Genomic DNA, 17,046 nt, shown 5'->3' with positions numbered 1-17,046 from the left:
CGCCGCAAACGATCGTTTTCGGCAGCTCTCGCGTAAGGCTGAGGCGTAAGGTTGCCTGGTCGACCCGGACCCTGTCGACGGCGGTGATCCGGTCCGCTCGTCATGAGCGCGGTAGCCGGTCCACTCGTCGCAAGGGTGGTGCCGACGCCCCACTAATCGTCGAGACGGTCGAGAATCTCATTCATCTGGTCGATCTCTTCCTGCTGTGACGAGATGATCTGCTCACAGAGATCTTGGATCTCCGGGTCGCTGATGTCTGATTGCTCACACACCAGAATCGCTCGAGAGTGATGCGGGATCATGGAACGGAGGAACTGGTCGTTACCGACGAACGCTTCCGAGCGTCCCATGAAGAAGGCGACAAGGAAAAGCGCGGCGAAACCTACGAGCAAGCTGATGTTCGCGGCCTTGTTCGGGAACATCTTCCACATGACGATGACCATGATGATGCCCATGGGGAAGACCATCATCAGTGCCATGTAGAGGTTGCTGATGTTGAGGAAGAGATCGTCCAGGACGTTGATCATCGCAAACGTGAGGAAGTACATCACAACGAAGCTGAGCGATAGCGAGACGGCGAGCTTAAGGTAGCTCGACATCCCGCCCTGATTCTTCCCCTGGGAGTGGCCGGCCGGCGGGCGTGAACCGTTGTCGGCGTGCTGGCTTGTCATAGCGACTCCAGCAGTGCAACGCACGCCTGTTCGCAGCGTCGGCATGCCTCAGCGCAGATCGTGCAGTGTTCGTGCATGGTGTGCTGTTCACACTCGTTAGCACAGCTCAGGCACGCCGCTCGGCAAGCTTCGAGCGCGGCACGGGTGACGCTGGCGTCGTGCCCGGTGCGACGGGAGAGGATCCGGGTGGTGGTTACGCAAAGGTCTGCACAGTCCTGGTTCGCGCGAATGCACTTGATTAGGTCAGCAACCATGTCCTCGCTGAGGCAAGCGTCGGCACATGCGGTGCAGGCTTGCGCGCACGCGAGACACGCGTCGATGCAGTCGACGAGCTTCTTCTGATCAATTCCGCCCAGATCTTTCGGATACGTGCTGAGCATTTCTTCGGTGACGGTCATGAGAGAACTCCTTTCGTGAGCCACGAAAGTACGCTCGCATCGCCCGCGCACTGAGGCCCTTGAATACCCCGCTGGGGTCTGGTAACCCGGTATTGATAAGCCGCCGCGCTGCGCAGATCAGCCTGTGAGCTGAACAGAGTCGGCGACCACGTTCGCCTAGCGGGAATAGAAGCGAAAACATTGAGTTAGATACCCCCAGGGGGTATGCTCGAGGCATGAACGGGTACGACGGAAGCAAGGACGACCTGCGCAAGCGGTTGAATCGCGTCGAAGGCCAGGTGCGGGGGATCTCCCGGATGGTTGATGAGGACAAGTACTGCATCGACATCCTTACGCAGGTCTCTGCGGCGACGAAGGCCCTGGAGACGGTGGCGTTGTCGTTGCTGAGCGATCATCTGAGTCACTGCGTCGCTCAGGCAAGTGCTGAGGGTGGCGACTTCGCAGCGGAGAAGGTTCGTGAGGCCAACGAAGCCATCGCCCGCCTGGTTCGTTCATGACCACACGTCTGTTTAGTAAAGGAGAACACCATGACTGATCGCATCGAGCTGGGACTGACGGATGCGAACGCTGGTTGCGCATGCTGCGCTGCCCCATCGAACACAGAGACAGCCGTCCACGACGATTCTGCGGTCACATCGGAGGTGCTCGTCGACGGGATGACATGCTCGCATTGCGCATCGAGCGTCAGTGAGGAGCTGGGCGCTGTCGACGGTGTCGAGTCCGTCACCGTGGATCTCAACGCGGGTGGCACCTCCCGGGTGACCATCCGCAGCACCGCCCCGGTTGACCCCGCCGCTGTGAAGGCTGCGGTGGAGGAGGCCGGCTACGCTCTCGCGACCAGCCAGCCCTGAGTTGCATCTGTCGGCGTCCGGCTTACCCCGGGCGCACCTGAGCAAGGAGTCTCCGATGAGCCAGCACGACGAACACACCGATCACACCGCGCACCGCAACCACACGGCGGCGGCAACGACGGAGCACGACCATGGGGCGATGAGCCACGATCACGCTGCACCGCACGAAGACACCGGGCACGGCGGCCACGAAGATCACGCCGGTCACGGCGGGCATGGCGGCCACGGGGATCATGTGGGGCAGTTCCGGCGCCTGTTCTGGATCATGCTGCTCCTCGCCGTGCCGGTGGTCGGATTCTCGACGATGTTCTCGATGATCCTGGGGTACCCGCTGCCGGACGCGGCGTGGGTCGCGTGGGTGTCACCGGCTCTCGGAACGGTGATGTACGTGTGGGGCGGTGCCCCGTTCCTGACCGGTGCGGTCGGTGAACTTCGTGCCCGCAAACCGGGGATGATGCTGCTGATCGCCCTCGCGATCACCGTGGCGTTCCTCGCCTCCTGGGGGGCGAGCATCGGGCTGCTGCACCACGAGCTGGATTTCTGGTGGGAGCTGGCGCTGCTGATCGTGATCATGCTGCTCGGCCACTGGATCGAGATGCGTTCCCTCGCCCAGACGACGTCGGCGTTGGATTCCCTCGCCGCATTGCTGCCCGACGAGGCGGAGAAGGTCGATGGAGACACCACTGTCACCGTCGCACCGGCTGATCTGCAGGTCGGAGACGTGGTGGTGGTGCGTCCGGGCGGGCGGGTCCCCGCGGATGGGCGGATCGTGCAGGGTTCGGCCAGCATGGACGAGTCGATGATCACCGGAGAGTCTCGGCCGGTGCGCCGCAGCGATGGTGACCCGGTAATCGCTGGAACCGTAGCCACCGATTCCGGGGTGCGGGTAGAGATCACCGCCATTGGTGAAGACACCGCACTCGCGGGCATCCAGAAACTGGTCACGGAGGCGCAGAGTTCATCGTCGCGGGCGCAACGACTCGCGGATAAGGCAGCGGGGTGGCTGTTCTGGTTCGCGCTCGGCGCTGCCGCGATCACCGCGATTGTGTGGACTCTCGTCGGCCAGCCCGAGGCAGCCGTGATCCGCACCATCACCGTGCTGGTCATCGCCTGCCCGCACGCGCTGGGTCTCGCGATCCCACTGGTCGTGTCGATAGCGACCGAACGCGCCGCCCGTGGAGGTGTGCTGATCAAGGATCGTCTCGCCCTGGAGAGCATGCGCACCGTCGACACGATCCTGTTCGACAAGACCGGCACGCTCACCACGGGCACCCCCGCCGTGACCGCGATCGATCCCGTCACAGGGGCCGACGCCGATCAGCTGCTCGCGTGGGCGGCGGCCGCGGAAGCGGACTCCGAGCACCCCCTCGCCCGTGCGATCGTCAACGCAGCGAAAGAGAAGAACCTCACCGTTCCGCGATCGACCGATTTTGAATCCTCCCCCGCCGTGGGGGTGCGTGCCCGTGTCGACGGACACGTCGTGCAGGTCGGCGGCCCGTACATGCTCGAGCAAGAACACGCCGCCGAGCTGCCGGTTGCCGACGAGTGGCGCGGTGAGGGTGCGATCATCCTCCACGTGCTCGTCGACGGTCAGGTGACGGGCGCGCTGCGCCTCGCGGATGAAATCCGCTCCGAGTCGCGTCACGCGGTCGTTGCGCTTCACGAGCGCGGCGTGCAGGTGGTCATGATCACCGGTGACGCTGACGCGGTCGCCGCGTCCGTCGCCGGCGAGCTGGGTATCGACCGGTACTTCGCCGGGGTCCGTCCGGAGGACAAAGCCTCCAAGGTGAAAGAACTGCAAAACGAAGGCCGCAAGGTCGGGATGGTCGGTGACGGCGTGAACGACGCCCCCGCCCTCGCCCAGGCAGACGTAGGGATTGCGATCGGTGCAGGAACGGACGTTGCGATCGCCTCCGCAGGTGTCATCCTCGCCAGCGACGACCCCCGATCGGTGATCTCCGTGATTGAGCTGTCGCGGGCCAGTTACCGGAAGATGAAACAGAACCTCTGGTGGGCCGCCGGGTACAACCTTCTCTCGGTGCCGTTGGCTGCCGGTGCGCTCGCCCCCGTCGGGTTCGTGTTGCCGATGTCGGTCGGTGCAGTGTTGATGTCACTATCCACGATCGTTGTCGCGCTGAATGCGCAGTTGCTGCGACGGCTGAACCTCAGCCCGGACGCCGTCGTCGACAAGTAGGCGCACGGGCGGCGGCGACGTACCCTGGAAGAAAGGGAGGTGGGACAGTGTTGACGACGATCGCACGGCGCGTGCGAGACCAGCGCACCCTCACCCGCACCCTCCTGACCGTCGTCGCCGTCGCCTTTTCCGTGATCTTCGGGCTTCTGGCGATGCACTCGATGAACACGCACACCATGCCCTCCGGGCACAGCGAAACCATCGCGGTCGCACCCGCGCATGCCGACGCTCACCCCGCACACGCCTCAGGCGAAGCTGCAGCGATGGATGAGACGGGCTGTGCGACGTGCTCTGACGATCACGGCATGTCGTGGATGGCCTGCGTTCTCGCGCTCCTCATCGCCGTAGTGCTGGTCACCCGGCCGCCCGCCTGGTGGCGCTCACTCACCGAAACCCCTGGTCCGCTCCTTTCACGTTTTGCGCTTCGCGGCGCGCTGTACCCGCTGCGGCCGCCGTCTCTCACCGTTCTCTGCATCAGTCGCACCTGATGGCTGGCATGCCCGTTCTATGGGCAACGCCCCCTCGCCCAGCCTGTCTCGCTGGGCACCATCATCGACTCTTGGAGAGAACCATCATGAAGACCCGTTTTGCGGCGACCGCCGCACTCACTCTCACTGCTGTGCTCGCCCTTGCCGGCTGCGCTGGAAACACCTCCGGCGGAGGCGATATGCCCGGCATGAATCACGAGAGCAGCAGCTCCGCCCCGGCGTCGGCGGACGCCAATGACGCCGACATCATGTTCGCCAGCATGATGAAGGAGCACCACGCTCAGGCCATCGAGATGTCTGACATGCTCCTCAGCAAGGACGGCGTCAACGAGCGCGTCGCCGCCCTCGCGGAAGAGATCAAGGCAGCGCAGGGCCCCGAAATCCAGAAGATGGAGCAGTGGCTCGAAGAGTGGGGCGCTGATACCTCCAACATGGAAGGCATGGACCACGGCGGCGGCATGATGTCCGACGACGACATGCAGGCCCTCGAAGATGCCACCGGGGCGGACGCCAGCCGTCTGTTCCTCGAGCAGATGATCGAGCACCACCAGGGTGCCGTCGAAATGGCCCAAGACGAAGTCGACAACGGCCAGAACAGTGACGCGGTCGCCCTGGCCGAGACGATCATCGAGGCACAGACCACGGAGATCGCCACGATGAAAGACCTCCTCGACACACTCTGATCTACCTTCGGGGGTGCGGCGCTCGCCCGCACCCCCGAACTGGCCTTCTCGCAGTAACCCACGCCACCGCGCTGGTGCCATGTCGCGACTCTCATTCGCGTACCGCTCGCGCACCTGCATGCATTTCTTCACGTCGGAGTCTCATGAACCGCCACTCGCCCCTACCCGCTTTCGCGATCGCTCTCGCAGCCGTCGCCCTCACCGGCTGCGCCGTGCCGCAGGCCTCCGGCACCAACGCGGTCCCCCCCGTTATCCAACACATTCACGGTGTTGCCGCTGACCCCCGCGGTGAGGACCTCTTCATAGCCACCCACGGAGGACTCTTCACCCTCAATCCTGAAGGTGCGATCGCCGGTCCCATCGGAGGCCACGATTTCGATGCGATGGGCTTTACCGTCCTCGACGACGCCCTCTTCGCATCCGGTCACCCGGGCACACAGACACCCGCAGAGCTCGGCTCCCCGAACCTAGGTGTCATTCGTAGTGACGACTTCGGCGAATCGTGGTCACCGATCGCCCTCACTGGCAGTACGGACTTCCATGTCCTCACCGCCGGACCAGACGGCACTCTCTACGGGATCGCCTCCGATGGCGTCGATCTGCTCATCAGCACTGACGACGGTCTCGAATGGACCCGCGGCGCAACACTTGCCGCGGCAGACCTCGCCGCCACCGGCGACGGTCTCTACGCCGCCGCGGAAGAAGGACTGCTCCTCAGCACCGACAACGGCGCCACCTTCACCCCCGTCGCCGACGCCCCGCTGCTCTACACACTCGACGCCAAACCCAATGGCTCGCTCGCAGGAGTCGGAACCGACGGTGCCCTCTGGTCACAGAACACCGAAGGAACATGGCAACGCCTCGACGCGCTTCAAGGGGCCGCTCAGGCCTTCACCGCGATCGATGACGAACGCTTCATCGTTGTCGACGACCGCGGCATCGTCCAGATCACAGCCGACGACACAACCATCCTCGCCCCCGCCCGGTAGAGAACGCCACCACCAGAACGGCCACCCATGGTCCCCCGCCGCAATCCCTTCCGACGCATATCCGTCTTCATCGCGTGCGCCACAGTCCTCGCCCTGCTTCTCGCCCTTGCGAGCTTCTACCTCATCGGAGCCATATTCAGATGACCCGCCACCTGCACCCAGCTCGGCACCGTCCACGAGCACACGTTCCCACGCGCACCAGCCACATGTCCCCACAGCGGCGTCACGATCGCCTCGTACGTATCGGGGCCTTCCTTCTCCTGGCCGCCGTCGCACTGATCGCAACTCATCTCCTCATCGACACAACCGTTCCAGACCAACGGTCACTCTGGGCATACACGCTCGGAAGCTACGAAACAGCGTTCATCCTCGCGATCGTCGGACTGGCGCTCGTGCTGCGTGAACCCCCGGGAGGCGCGGATGAATCTCAATGACTACTGGACCAACGCCTTTTGGTCCGTCATCCCCACGATCGCCGTCGTCGCAGCATTCTGGTTCGTCCTGCGGTCCATCATCAGAGCCGACCGCAACGAACGAAAAGCACACGCCAAGATCGAGCAACAACTCCGCGCGGAACGAAACCATCCTCGCCAACTCGCATCGGCGGACGACGAGCGAGACCCGCTACCTGAACGCCGGAAACGTCTGCCGAAAGCAGATACCGGCGAACGTTAACGGCGGGCGCACGATGACGGGCGACGCGAACTCGCCGGAAACGATCGTTTTCGGCGGGTCGTCTGCTGCACGCTCCCTCCTGCTGTGCTCACTCGCGTCTTCAGCGGGAGATTTTGGAAAGCGGAGATGGGTCCGAGGCCTCGCTTGCGGCACCACCAGTAGAACCGAATGCGAAACCACGCCGCAAACGATCGTGTACGGCGGGCGGCACCGAACCGTGAGGTTGCTCAACATTTTCTTGCGAGAGGCGAGGGGAAGTCTGCAATGTCGGACATATGAGGGATCGTGGTGACTATGAGCTGACCAGGATCGTGAGGGAACGCTATGACCGGTAACGACGAGCCCGAAGGGCATTCGTCCCCCGATGGCGTTCCTACTCTCATCGCGTGGGCAACGGATCAGGCCTGGCTGGCCGAGGCAGACCGCGATCGCGCCGAGGAACGTTTCGACCGGCTCGCTGGAGACCGCGAACTCGCGACCGCACTCCAGGCCAGCGGATACCGTGGCCGGAACTACGATCTGTTCGCGAATGAGATCGCGAAGTACGGGTGGGCTGTCATCCGCGGGTGGATCTACAAAGGGCAGATTCGTGGCGAGGTGAAGCGAAAAGGCTTCGGCGCACTGGAGCCTGAGCCCCGCCCGGGCTCGATGATCGAAGAGGCCGAGAGCCTGGCGGATGAGACGATCGTGCTCGCCCTCACCGCGTTCCGAGACAAGGTGCTCGTCCCGGGCAAGTGGGACCCCGCCAAGGGAGCTTCCCTGCGCACGTTCTTCGTGGGCCAGTGCCTTCTGCAGTTCAGCAACGTCTACAAGCGTTGGCGTCGAGAAGAGCTGCGTTCATATGCGGAGCCGCAGGCTCCGCCGCCCGCAGCGGCCTGGGCCGACGACTTCGAGGAGGGTCCGTCGACGTCGGCTGCTCCCGACGCGAGCGAGGCGGCGCACATCAAGGACGAGCTGCGTCGTGCATTCGGGAGCATCAAGGACGAGCGTGTCCGCTCAGCCTTTTATCTGAACGTGACGCATGGCTTCACGCACGCGGAGATCGGCGAGAAGCTTGGCATGACCGCGAAAGCGGTGGAGTCGGCGATCGCGCGCGCACGTCAGCAAGTACGACAGAACCGGGAGTCCGCATGAGCAGTGAATTTCGAGGCAAGATCGAGCGCTCGTCCTTCGGGACCCAGAACGCGAAGGCGGCACGCCGAACCGTTTCCGCCAACAAAGCGCAGTCGCTCGTCTCGCGATCGATGACGGGCAAGACTCAATCGAAGCAGTTGAGAGGCCGCGAGGGGAAGTGACCAGCGGCGGACATATACCGAGATGTCGGGATCACAACGGAAAAGAGCCGCCCCGCGGTAACGGGACGGCTCACAAGCCCTGAGAAGGTCAGGTCTCATCCAGAGCACTGACTGTACCGGAGTTGGCAGCCGCAGACTAGCGGCGCTCCATCTCATGGCACCCCGGCACCAATCAGTGAAGGAGTTCCCATGGGAACCGTTCGTCGCTCTGCATCCACCGGTCGTTTCGTCTCCAAGGCCGCTGCGGCCCGCTGGCCCGGAAAGACCACCACCGAACGTGTCGGTTCCGGCACGAGCAACTCGACCACGGTGCACCGCTCCGCGTCGTCGGGCCGGTTCGTCACCGAATCGACCGCCAACCGCAACCCGGGCGGCACGATCAGCCAGCGCGTCTAATCGAACCTGAGGGCCTGCACGTGCACACGTGCAGGCCCTCGTTGTGTAAGTCGAGGGCCTCCAGAACCCCGTCGGTGGCGGTCAGTAGTTCACCTTGTCGATGACGAGGTTCCCGTCGAGCATCTCGTGCGGGACGGGTCCTGCACTGGGGGAGCGGGATGGTCAGTCTCACGAGGTCGGGGTCCGCAACGGTCTCCGCGGACGCCAAGGCGTGAGCGCCCGGGACGGCAACGCCGACCGGCATCTCAATGTCTGCCGCAGCGCCGGAGCCGGCAATGTTCACCGGAAGCCGGCGGCGAGTACTGTTCACCCGAAGGCTAGTGGGGGAGCTTTCCCCTCGTTCGTTCAAGTCTGGCCTTGCGTTGCCTAGACCTTGCGACGGAAGCCGGTGGAGTCCCGAGTGACATCGGGCGACCAACGATGCGGTTCTCGCTTCACGTCGGGCCACTCGAGATCAGATCGAACGATATCCGGTCCGCGCCGGTGTGTCGGAAGCCCGTCGAAGCCGACCGGGCTGATCCTGGGCGCAGGCGACGAAGATGTGCCTACCGGCACTCCGCCTCCCTCCGGGAGTGATGATGAAGCCAGCTGAGATCGCACGGATGATCGCTCGTCGACGGTTCTCGAAAGAGTCGGAGCTGCACTGGGTGCCGCGTGATCATCGTTCGGAGACTGGCTATGCGAACAACACCTCGTTCGCACCGGTCGACCGAAGTCTCGGCCGTTTGGATTGGTCTGTCATCGACCCCATGAAGGTTCGAGTATCGAAGGGCGCCAGCCACTTCTTCACAGGATCTGAGTACTTCTGGAGTCGCACCCGCAGCCACGTGTGGTGTGAGTCTCAGTTCGAGCGCGACGAGTTGATGTGGCTCGATTTTGCCGGACAGGTCGAAAGGGTGTGGTCGCAGCCGTTTGGCGTGGTGTTCGGCGTCCGCTCACCGATGGCCGGTCATTGGCACGTGCCGGATTTCTTGTTGCAGATGTCGGACGGCTCCTACGCCGTCCGAGATGTGAAGCCGAAGGAACGCATCGACGAGTCCGTGCAACTGCAGTTCGATGAAACCGCACGGCTGTCGGCAACGCTCGGCTGGCACTACGAGGTGCTCGCCGGTCACAGCGTCCATGCGACTCGCGTGGTCGAATGGTTGTCGGCGTCGCGTCATGACCGTTGCAGGCCGTCGGCGGACATCGAGGACAAGATCCTCGACGCAGCTACTCAGGGCAAAACACGCCGGGAGTTGTGTGAGCTGGCGTCTCCAGATTGCCCGCTTCTAGCGTGCGCATGGGTTGACAACCTCGCCTGGCGCAGACTTCTCGCGCTCGACTTGTCGTCCGTATTCAATAGCAACACGCTACTGACTACCGCACATCGGGAGAGAACGGACGCGATCAGTGTCCGATGAACGCAAACTGAAGCTCGGAGACTCTTTCGAGATTGACGGCGAGAGCTGGGTCTGGGTCCACATCATTCCTGGCCTGGAGGTGAAGCTCCGCTCTGAACACGCGCCCGATCGACACCTGATCATGTCCGTAGACGAGTTCCTGCTCCAGGCCGGAACAGCCCAACGGGATCGCAGCGTATCTCTTCGACCGGACGGGGATGCATGGCCGACCGACGTATGCGATATGGAAGCCCATCTCCTTGAGGCGTTCACGGGCAGGCCGATGGATCCGTTGGCCTCCGCTTCTCGGGCACAATACGACCCTGCGCTGACAACTCAGAACGCACGCGTTGACGCGAAGCTGCTCGAGCTAAAAGGCACGTCACTTGGGCGAGCGCGCAGCACCTTTCACCTCCTGTGGAAGACGTACCAGCAAGACGGTGCAGCCGGGCTGAATGCCCGCATGCATCGCAAGGGCGAGCAGCGACTCTCCATCAGCCGGGCAGATGCACGGCTGGTGACGATCATCGATCGATTCCTCGATCGCCAAACGGACAAGTCGACGAGCAGCAAACGCCGGTGCGCTGTCTTGGTGAGGCGAGAGCTCGAGACCACTTACCCGGGCGATCCTCTATGCGAGATCAAGGCTCGCACCCTCCAGGGTTACATCAACGAGCGGGCGGCCGGCCGTTACAGCTTCGACAAAGCGACCACCCGGCGAAACACCGATAACAGCCCCAAGCGTCAGTACTACTCCGGGGCTGCCTATCAACTTGGGGAGCGATGCGAGATCGATTCAACGAAACTCGACGTTCTCGTCTGGGATGAGAACAGTGAGTTCCGGCCGACGCTCACCGTGCTTCTCGATGTCGCAAGCCGGGTACCGCTCGCTTGGGCGATTCACGCGGACAGCCCTGGCGGATTCGACCATGCACTCCTGCTCGCCCGGGCTGTCATCGGGCGCAAAGCCGTACCTGGTTCGGGAGCAGCCACCCTCGCGGGATCAGCCACGTTGCCTTCTGACCTGATGAAGCAGGTGAACCCCTACCTCACCGACGATTCTCTGGCCCTCCCGTGGATCTTCCCGCGATCGATCACTATCGACGGCGGAGCAGATTTTCGGTCCCGCACGTTCAGAGATGCCTGCAGTGCGTACGGAATCCACAGGGAACTTGCCCCCTCCAGAACGCCGACGGTAAAGCCACACGTAGAGCGCAACTTCGGCACCCTCTCGACAGACTTCGCCGCATGGCTGGCCGGTTTCGTGGGGAACTCCGTCGCCCATCGGGCCGCCAAAGACGACCCCACCCTCACCCTGGATTCGCTTCGCCTCATCCTCGACAGCTGGATAACGAACATCTACCTGAACAGGCCTCACCGTGGCTTGAAGTCGACGAGCTCCCCAGGGCGCATCTTCACCCCGAATCAGATGTACACCGAACTGTTCGCTGTAGGACCCGGCGTCCCGGTGCCTTTCGGAGTTGAGGAGTACCTCGCGCTCTTGCCCACGGAACGGCGCATGATCGGTCGTGCAGGGATCGAACTCCACAATCGCCGCTACGACTCACCCCACCTGGAAGATCTCCGCAATCGCTCCCTCACGGGCGCTGAACCGGGATCCGCGAAAGCCAGGAAATTCCCAGTGAGCTTCGACCCCTACAACGCCAATGCCGTCTGGGTGCGTCACCCAGAAACCGGTGTGTGGATCGAGTGCTGGGACATCGCTCTGCGGGAGAAGACAGCACCGATGGTCGCCGAGATCGACATGAAACTCCTTGCCCGATACCCCGACGCCGCAATCGACGATCCCGACCGCCGCCGCGAGTGGATCGACCACGTCGAAAGTCGCGAACGAGGAGACAAACGGAAACGTACCCAGCACAAACGAGAGCAACAGCGCCTCAAGGTCGAAGCGCAACGTGAACCAGGCCCCTCGACAACGACACCGATCCCACTACGGCAATGGGCCAAACCCGTCGACATCACCAGCATCGATTGGACATCCCCCGACATACATCTCGCGCAAGCAGAGGAGCTTGATTCATGAAGATCACCCCGCTCGTCCTCCGCCATGACCGCAAGACCAGCCTTGCAGGGCTTCGAGAAGCATTCGACGCCGAGCCCGCATCCCCGCCGAAGATCACCTTCCGGCAGTACACAAATCTGGACAGTGAAGCACGAGAACTATACGACCAAGCTCGCGAAGACTTTCTCCGACTGACACTGAGGGTGAAGACACGCGAGCAAGCGGTCTGCGCTCGCATTCTGGAGGACCTCATCCGGATCAACCCTCGGCTAAAGAACTCGCGGCGCGGGCTGATGATATCCGCGCCGATGTTCTCCGGCAAGACAGAGCTCGCTCTCCTGTTGGCTCGATCCGTAGAACGCAGACACGCAGCCCAACACCCCGACTACCTCAGAGACGGAGACGCACCGGTCGTCTGGGTGGAGATGACCGAACACTCGACCGGGAAAGCTCTCCTTGCCCAGATCGTGGAGTTTCTCGCCCCCACCATCGTTCTCCCCAAACAAATCGCCACCGACAGGCTGCGGAAGCTTGCCGTCGAAGCCCTCCACCGTCACGGCACGAAGCTGCTCTTGATCGACGAAGCGCACAAGCTCGGCGGGACTGAACCCTCCAGTGTCATCAAAGCCCTCCAGAACGAGTCCTGTGCGACCGTCGTCCTGGTTGGAATCAGTCTCGACCAAGCATTCAAGACGGGCGACGGCCTGCAAGTCAGCGCACGCTGCGACTTCGTCACACTCGACAAGATCGACCCGGACGTCAAAGAGGACTTCGAACAATGGATCAAATGGGTCGCCACCTTCGACAGCTTCCTACCACTATGCGGGCACTCCCACGGCCTTCTCACCCGCAACGCCGGCACGCTAGTCCACGCCGCCGACGGGCAGCTCGCCGTACTCGCGATGATTGTGGACCGCCTCGTCGCGTCCATCTTGCGAGACGAATCGCGCACCTCTGAGACCGTAACCCGCCAGCGACTCTTCGGGGTTCTCGATACTCTCCGGCGCACCACGCTCAACAAACACAACGTCACCCTGGACGACTTGGTTGACGCCGCATGATCAGCACGCAGGCGTGGGCGAAACGACCCAAGTGGCATCATCTTGAGACGCCACGCTCCTACGCGCAGCGGCAATGCCGCGCCGCAGGAGTGCCGTTCGACTTCGCCGAGAGGGCACTGACCAACCGAGCGCAACCGAACATCCACCGCGTCTGGATCGACGACGAAGCGGCCGCTCGGACGGTCGAGGCGACGGCGGGGCGCCCAGCCGGTCATTACCTCCGCATGAAACGTCTAGCGCAACCGGACTCCACACGGGCCTACCCGCAGCGCTTCCTGTGCCGCCTATGCAGTGCCGGGGAGACGATCGAGCAGATTCCCCACGATCGGGAGAACTTCTGTCTCCGACACCCGGGGCAGATGGTGTGGTTCGGTCCCGGAACCGAAACCGATACCCAGGTGATCGTTCCCTTCGATCCCTCTCTTCGGAACGCGGAACTCTCCTTCCGTCGACTCGTCGCTACTGGTCAGGTCACCACGCAAATGCACGGTCAGGTGTGGGCCATGGTGCGCGACAACGACACGCTCTCCGCCCAGAACGCAGAGACCGGGCAGAGTCCGTCTTTGATGAGCGCGGTACGCGAGATCGATCGCCGCGCACATCTGTACCGCGCGACGGTGCGCGTTCTGCAGATCTTGTCCAATCATTCGCACTGCGCACGATGGCGCACTCAGTCGGCGGCAGATCTACGGCTCGACATCAAGGCAACGTTGGGCTTCACCAACAGCGACGTCCTCGTCGAACGGGTGATTCTCTGGCTCCGCCCCCTCCGCCGCCACACCATCCCCACGAAGTTCCGCCCCCTGGAAGCTGCCCTCGACACTGTCGACGTCCCCCGCATCCTCGACACCACCGCCAACTACCCGCTGTGGATCCTCCGCCACCCGAAAGCCATCTCCGAATGGGACTGGGATCGCAACCCGCCCACCCGCGACCCCTGGTCGGGAGTAGATGTCTCCCACAAAGCCTGGTGGTTGTGCGAGGAGGGGCACTCCTGGGAAGCAAGCCCCCACGTGCGAGGCTTTGCCGAGACAAACTGCTCGTACTGCATCGGCATGGACTTCTGGCCTGGACACACCGACCTTGGCACCCTGCGGCCAGACATCGCCGCGGAATGGGACACCACCTCAGGAGCCAACCGCGGGGACCCCCATCACGTCAGCGTCACCTCTGCCCGGAGAATCAACTGGAGGTGTACTGCTCGAGAGCACACCTGGCCCGCCCAGGTGCGTTCCCGCACCACGCAAGAAACCAGCTGCCCCTACTGCAGCGGTAGCCGGGCGATACCGGGTGAAACAGACTTAGCCACACTTCACCCGGGCCTTGCAGCAGAGTGGGATTGCGAACGCAACGACAGCTCCATCACTCCGGAGACAGTCACCCCCGGATCGGACCGTGTCGTCTGGTGGCGCGGCCCCTGCGACCACAGCTGGGACGCGGCCGTCGGCGACCGTTGCTCGGGATACGGGTGCCCGTACTGTTCAAATCAACGCACCCTCGCCGGTTTCAATGACCTGGCCACCACCCACCCTCGACTCGCCGGCCAGTGGGACCCCTCGAACTCCAAGACTCCGCGAGAGGTCACCGCGGGTTCGGATTACCCTGCGGTATGGCGTTGCGCGCTGAGCCACACGTGGGAGCTTCCCGTCTGGGGTCGCACGACGGACAAGACGGGATGCCCCGTGTGCGCGAATCGGGTCGTCCTCGCGGGATTCAACGACTTGGGAACCCTCGACCCTCGTCTGGCTTCGGAGTGGGACCATGAAGCGGGGGCGAACGACCGAACACCCTCCGAAGTGACCGTTAGTAGCTCCTATGAAGCCCAGTGGCGCTGCGCTGAGAATCACACGTGGCCAGCGACAGTCGCCAACCGACACGCAGGCTCCGGGTGCCCCTCATGCTCCGGACGGGTCGCCATCCCGGGAGCCACTGACCTCGCGACACGCCGACCGGATATCGCCGCACAATGGGACCCCAGCAACGACTGCTCACCGAATCAGGTCACAGTCTCCTCCCACGTGAAAGTGTCATGGATCTGCCACCGCAACCACTCGTGGCCGGCGACAGTCAAGAATCGGACGTGCGGCCACGGCTGCCCCTACTGCGCAGGAAAGCTGCCCATCCCTGGCGAGAACGACCTTGCGACTCTGCGCCCCGACCTCGCCAAGCAATGGGACCCAGCGAACGCCCTCTCTCCTACCGAGGTCACCGTCGGGTCGGGTCGAAAAGTCATGTGGATCTGTGCGTGCGGATATTCGTGGCCGTCCAAGATTCAGACCAGAACCCGCAGACCTCACGCCCACTGCCCCGAATGTCGCAAGTAGTAACAGGACCCGATGCGAACCTCGTCTGGGGTTTTACTCGTGGCGCTGAGTCCTCCTCGCATCCAGCGCTAGCTCTCTGTTTGGCGCTGACGCTGACACGAGCGAATCGGGAGTGATCGAGAGACTCGAGCTCCCGATTCGATCACTGACGAAAGCATCCCGGATCGGCGAGCACATTCCCCTCGTTAGACGAGTTCGCTCACCAGCTGCTCGATTCGCGCCTTGATGTCGTCACGGATGGGACGCACGGCGTCGATGCCCTGGCCGGCCGGGTCGTCGAGCTTCCAGTCCTCGTAGCGCTTGCCGGGGAAGAACGGGCAGGCGTCACCGCATCCCATCGTGATGACGACATCGGATGCCTGCACGGCCTCGGTCGTCAGGATCTTGGGCTGCTCGGCGGTGATGTCGATCCCGAGTTCATTCATCGCTTCGACGGCAGTCGAGTTGATCTGGTCGGCGGGCATGGAGCCGGCGGAGCGGACCTCAATGCGGTCGCCGGCGATGTCGCGGAGGAATCCGGCGGCCATCTGCGAGCGTCCGGCGTTGTGGACGCAGACGAAGAGAACGGAGGGCTTGGTGGTCGTGTCAGTCATGGTTGCTCCTGGTGCGAGGGGTTGGTCAAGGGAGAAGGTCTTCGACGAGCGCGCGCACGCGGCCGGCGATGTCGTCACGGATGGCTTCGACACCGTCACGCGATGCGAGAGCAGGATCGCCGACTGCCCAGTCGTCGTAACGGACGCCGGGGATGATCGGGCAGACATCTCCGCAGCCCATCGTGATGACGACGTCCGCCGCACGGACGGCATCATCGGTGAGCGGCTTCGGAAAGCGCTCGACGGCAGCGTCACCTTCGATCTCGGCGAGAATCGACCGGACGTGAGGATGGATGACGTCGGCAGGAGCCGATCCTGCCGAGCGAGCCACGACCTTGCCGCCCGCCATCTTGTTGACGAGCGCGGCGGCGAGCTGCGAACGCCCCGCGTTGGCGACACAGACGAAGAGCACCTGGGGCACAGCAGAGTCGCGGTCCCGTGTGAGGTCGGCGAGTCGCTGACGTGCGAAGCGTTCGGTCAGTGGCACGAGTGCTGAGGTGACTCGCGCGGTGCGGGCGAGGGCGGTGTAGGACTCGCGGACGATGGTGAGCACGACATTGGGGTCGAGCTCGGGGACTTCTGCTGCGAGTTCATCTGCGAGATGGGTCACCCGCGCGTCGAAGTCGGGCCGCGGCTCATCGCGGCCGTCAGAGACACTCCACGGTGCGAGCGTCGCGGGCGCGAAGGATTCCAGCAGGGCCGTGACGGCGCTGCGCAGGTTCGGGTTGATCCGATACCAGACCCAGGTTCCACGCCGCTCCGAGGTGAGGACATCGACGTCCTTGAGCACCTTCAGATGATGAGAGACCGTCGGCTGGGAAACCTCGGCGAGCTCGGCGAGATCGCAGACGCACGACTCCCCTCGAGGGTCGGATGCGATGGCAGACAGCATTCGAAGACGGAGCGGATCCGACAGCGCCTTCAGAGTAGAGGCGACCGAGGTGGCCGCATCGACGCCTATGGCGTGGCTGGCGACAGGACTGCAGGTGTCGCCCTGGGTGGTCAGCACGGCGTTCATGT

The 17,046-nt window shown here is 63.5% G+C and carries 18 protein-coding genes; 14 read left to right on the top strand and 4 right to left on the bottom strand.

What is annotated here, in order from left to right; translation table 11 throughout:
- Positions 1 to 152: 152 nt before the first annotated feature.
- Positions 153 to 671 (bottom strand): DUF305 domain-containing protein, encoded by a 519-nt coding sequence (locus tag K1X59_RS01805; protein ID WP_200838872.1) that lies wholly within the window; start codon positions 669 to 671, stop codon positions 153 to 155.
- The gene (locus K1X59_RS01800) at positions 668 to 1,069 is read right to left on the bottom strand and encodes a four-helix bundle copper-binding protein (RefSeq protein WP_082750002.1); all 402 of its coding nucleotides are present in this window, start codon (positions 1,067 to 1,069) and stop codon (positions 668 to 670) included. Before K1X59_RS01800 ends, K1X59_RS01805 begins: the two co-directional genes overlap by 4 nt.
- A 215-nt stretch (positions 1,070 to 1,284) precedes the next feature.
- Here K1X59_RS01800 and K1X59_RS01795 point away from each other — a divergent pair, with 215 nt between their 5' ends.
- The 14 genes from K1X59_RS01795 (at position 1,285) to K1X59_RS01730 (ending at position 15,433) form a co-directional block, all read left to right on the top strand.
- On the top strand, positions 1,285 to 1,566 hold the full coding sequence (locus tag K1X59_RS01795; RefSeq protein ID WP_053095982.1) for a metal-sensitive transcriptional regulator: 282 nt from the start codon (positions 1,285 to 1,287) through the stop codon (positions 1,564 to 1,566).
- A gap of 30 nt (positions 1,567 to 1,596) precedes the next feature.
- Complete coding sequence (locus K1X59_RS01790; protein ID WP_060921756.1) at positions 1,597 to 1,920, top strand: heavy-metal-associated domain-containing protein; 324 nt, start codon at positions 1,597 to 1,599, stop codon at positions 1,918 to 1,920.
- A 55-nt stretch (positions 1,921 to 1,975) separates the two neighbouring features.
- Positions 1,976 to 4,114: a heavy metal translocating P-type ATPase gene (locus tag K1X59_RS01785; RefSeq protein ID WP_183151635.1), complete on the top strand. Its 2,139-nt coding sequence runs from the start codon at positions 1,976 to 1,978 to the stop codon at positions 4,112 to 4,114.
- Positions 4,115 to 4,164: 50 nt separating this feature from the next.
- Positions 4,165 to 4,602, top strand: coding sequence for a DUF6153 family protein (locus tag K1X59_RS01780; protein WP_220173864.1), 438 nt, complete (start codon positions 4,165 to 4,167; stop codon positions 4,600 to 4,602).
- Positions 4,603 to 4,688: 86 nt separating this feature from the next.
- Entirely contained in the window at positions 4,689 to 5,285 is a 597-nt protein-coding gene (locus tag K1X59_RS01775; RefSeq protein WP_026049681.1) for a DUF305 domain-containing protein, read from the top strand.
- A gap of 212 nt (positions 5,286 to 5,497) precedes the next feature.
- A complete protein-coding gene (locus K1X59_RS01770) occupies positions 5,498 to 6,274 on the top strand; it encodes a F510_1955 family glycosylhydrolase (protein ID WP_244632319.1) in 777 nt (258 codons plus the stop codon).
- Positions 6,275 to 6,694: 420 nt separating this feature from the next.
- Positions 6,695 to 6,949 (top strand): hypothetical protein, encoded by a 255-nt coding sequence (locus K1X59_RS01765; protein ID WP_081859903.1) that lies wholly within the window; start codon positions 6,695 to 6,697, stop codon positions 6,947 to 6,949.
- A 324-nt stretch (positions 6,950 to 7,273) separates the two neighbouring features.
- Positions 7,274 to 8,083 carry an RNA polymerase sigma factor gene (locus tag K1X59_RS01760; RefSeq protein WP_029264083.1) on the top strand — a complete coding sequence of 270 codons (810 nt, stop codon included), beginning with the start codon at positions 7,274 to 7,276 and terminating at the stop codon, positions 8,081 to 8,083.
- Complete coding sequence (locus K1X59_RS01755; protein WP_157547053.1) at positions 8,080 to 8,244, top strand: hypothetical protein; 165 nt, start codon at positions 8,080 to 8,082, stop codon at positions 8,242 to 8,244. The genes K1X59_RS01760 and K1X59_RS01755 overlap by 4 nt, the downstream gene beginning before the upstream one ends.
- A gap of 189 nt (positions 8,245 to 8,433) precedes the next feature.
- Positions 8,434 to 8,640 (top strand): hypothetical protein, encoded by a 207-nt coding sequence (locus K1X59_RS01750; RefSeq protein WP_017201940.1) that lies wholly within the window; start codon positions 8,434 to 8,436, stop codon positions 8,638 to 8,640.
- Positions 8,641 to 9,215: 575 nt separating this feature from the next.
- A complete protein-coding gene (locus K1X59_RS01745) occupies positions 9,216 to 10,043 on the top strand; it encodes a TnsA-like heteromeric transposase endonuclease subunit (protein ID WP_210274224.1) in 828 nt (275 codons plus the stop codon).
- Complete coding sequence (locus K1X59_RS01740) at positions 10,033 to 12,069, top strand: Mu transposase C-terminal domain-containing protein (protein WP_183151632.1); 2,037 nt, start codon at positions 10,033 to 10,035, stop codon at positions 12,067 to 12,069. Before K1X59_RS01745 ends, K1X59_RS01740 begins: the two co-directional genes overlap by 11 nt.
- Positions 12,066 to 13,109: a TniB family NTP-binding protein gene (locus K1X59_RS01735; protein ID WP_183151631.1), complete on the top strand. Its 1,044-nt coding sequence runs from the start codon at positions 12,066 to 12,068 to the stop codon at positions 13,107 to 13,109. The genes K1X59_RS01740 and K1X59_RS01735 overlap by 4 nt, the downstream gene beginning before the upstream one ends.
- Positions 13,106 to 15,433: a zinc-ribbon domain-containing protein gene (locus tag K1X59_RS01730; protein ID WP_183151630.1), complete on the top strand. Its 2,328-nt coding sequence runs from the start codon at positions 13,106 to 13,108 to the stop codon at positions 15,431 to 15,433. Before K1X59_RS01735 ends, K1X59_RS01730 begins: the two co-directional genes overlap by 4 nt.
- Before the next feature lie 185 nt (positions 15,434 to 15,618).
- Here the strand turns inward: K1X59_RS01730 and K1X59_RS01725 are convergent, their stop codons facing one another.
- Both K1X59_RS01725 and K1X59_RS01720 read right to left on the bottom strand, forming a co-directional pair.
- On the bottom strand, positions 15,619 to 16,026 hold the full coding sequence (locus K1X59_RS01725; protein WP_183151629.1) for an arsenate reductase ArsC: 408 nt from the start codon (positions 16,024 to 16,026) through the stop codon (positions 15,619 to 15,621).
- Positions 16,027 to 16,051: 25 nt separating this feature from the next.
- Positions 16,052 to 17,044 carry a metalloregulator ArsR/SmtB family transcription factor gene (locus K1X59_RS01720; protein ID WP_029264079.1) on the bottom strand — a complete coding sequence of 331 codons (993 nt, stop codon included), beginning with the start codon at positions 17,042 to 17,044 and terminating at the stop codon, positions 16,052 to 16,054.
- Positions 17,045 to 17,046 lie beyond the last annotated feature (2 nt).

The sequence above is a fragment of the Microbacterium sp. Se5.02b genome (assembly GCF_019464375.1).
Taxonomy (GTDB): Bacteria; Actinomycetota; Actinomycetes; order Actinomycetales; family Microbacteriaceae; genus Microbacterium.
The sequence above is the reverse complement of the archived record's forward strand: the minus strand, read 5'-3'. Positions and strand labels throughout refer to the sequence as shown.

Bases quoted from the DNA above. Each gene is read 5' to 3' on its own strand.
- K1X59_RS01805 (WP_200838872.1), bottom strand. From the start codon at position 671: ATGACAAGCCAGCACGCCGACAACGGTTCACGCCCGCCGGCCGGCCAC.
- K1X59_RS01730 (WP_183151630.1), top strand. From the start codon at position 13,106: ATGATCAGCACGCAGGCGTGGGCGAAACGACCCAAGTGGCATCATCTT.
- K1X59_RS01765 (WP_081859903.1), top strand. From the start codon at position 6,695: ATGAATCTCAATGACTACTGGACCAACGCCTTTTGGTCCGTCATCCCC.
- K1X59_RS01800 (WP_082750002.1), bottom strand. From the start codon at position 1,069: ATGACCGTCACCGAAGAAATGCTCAGCACGTATCCGAAAGATCTGGGC.
- K1X59_RS01775 (WP_026049681.1), top strand. From the start codon at position 4,689: ATGAAGACCCGTTTTGCGGCGACCGCCGCACTCACTCTCACTGCTGTG.
- K1X59_RS01785 (WP_183151635.1), top strand. From the start codon at position 1,976: ATGAGCCAGCACGACGAACACACCGATCACACCGCGCACCGCAACCAC.
- K1X59_RS01755 (WP_157547053.1), top strand. From the start codon at position 8,080: ATGAGCAGTGAATTTCGAGGCAAGATCGAGCGCTCGTCCTTCGGGACC.
- K1X59_RS01795 (WP_053095982.1), top strand. From the start codon at position 1,285: ATGAACGGGTACGACGGAAGCAAGGACGACCTGCGCAAGCGGTTGAAT.
- K1X59_RS01720 (WP_029264079.1), bottom strand. From the start codon at position 17,044: ATGAACGCCGTGCTGACCACCCAGGGCGACACCTGCAGTCCTGTCGCC.
- K1X59_RS01790 (WP_060921756.1), top strand. From the start codon at position 1,597: ATGACTGATCGCATCGAGCTGGGACTGACGGATGCGAACGCTGGTTGC.
- K1X59_RS01760 (WP_029264083.1), top strand. From the start codon at position 7,274: ATGACCGGTAACGACGAGCCCGAAGGGCATTCGTCCCCCGATGGCGTT.
- K1X59_RS01750 (WP_017201940.1), top strand. From the start codon at position 8,434: ATGGGAACCGTTCGTCGCTCTGCATCCACCGGTCGTTTCGTCTCCAAG.
- K1X59_RS01745 (WP_210274224.1), top strand. From the start codon at position 9,216: ATGATGAAGCCAGCTGAGATCGCACGGATGATCGCTCGTCGACGGTTC.
- K1X59_RS01735 (WP_183151631.1), top strand. From the start codon at position 12,066: ATGAAGATCACCCCGCTCGTCCTCCGCCATGACCGCAAGACCAGCCTT.
- K1X59_RS01725 (WP_183151629.1), bottom strand. From the start codon at position 16,026: ATGACTGACACGACCACCAAGCCCTCCGTTCTCTTCGTCTGCGTCCAC.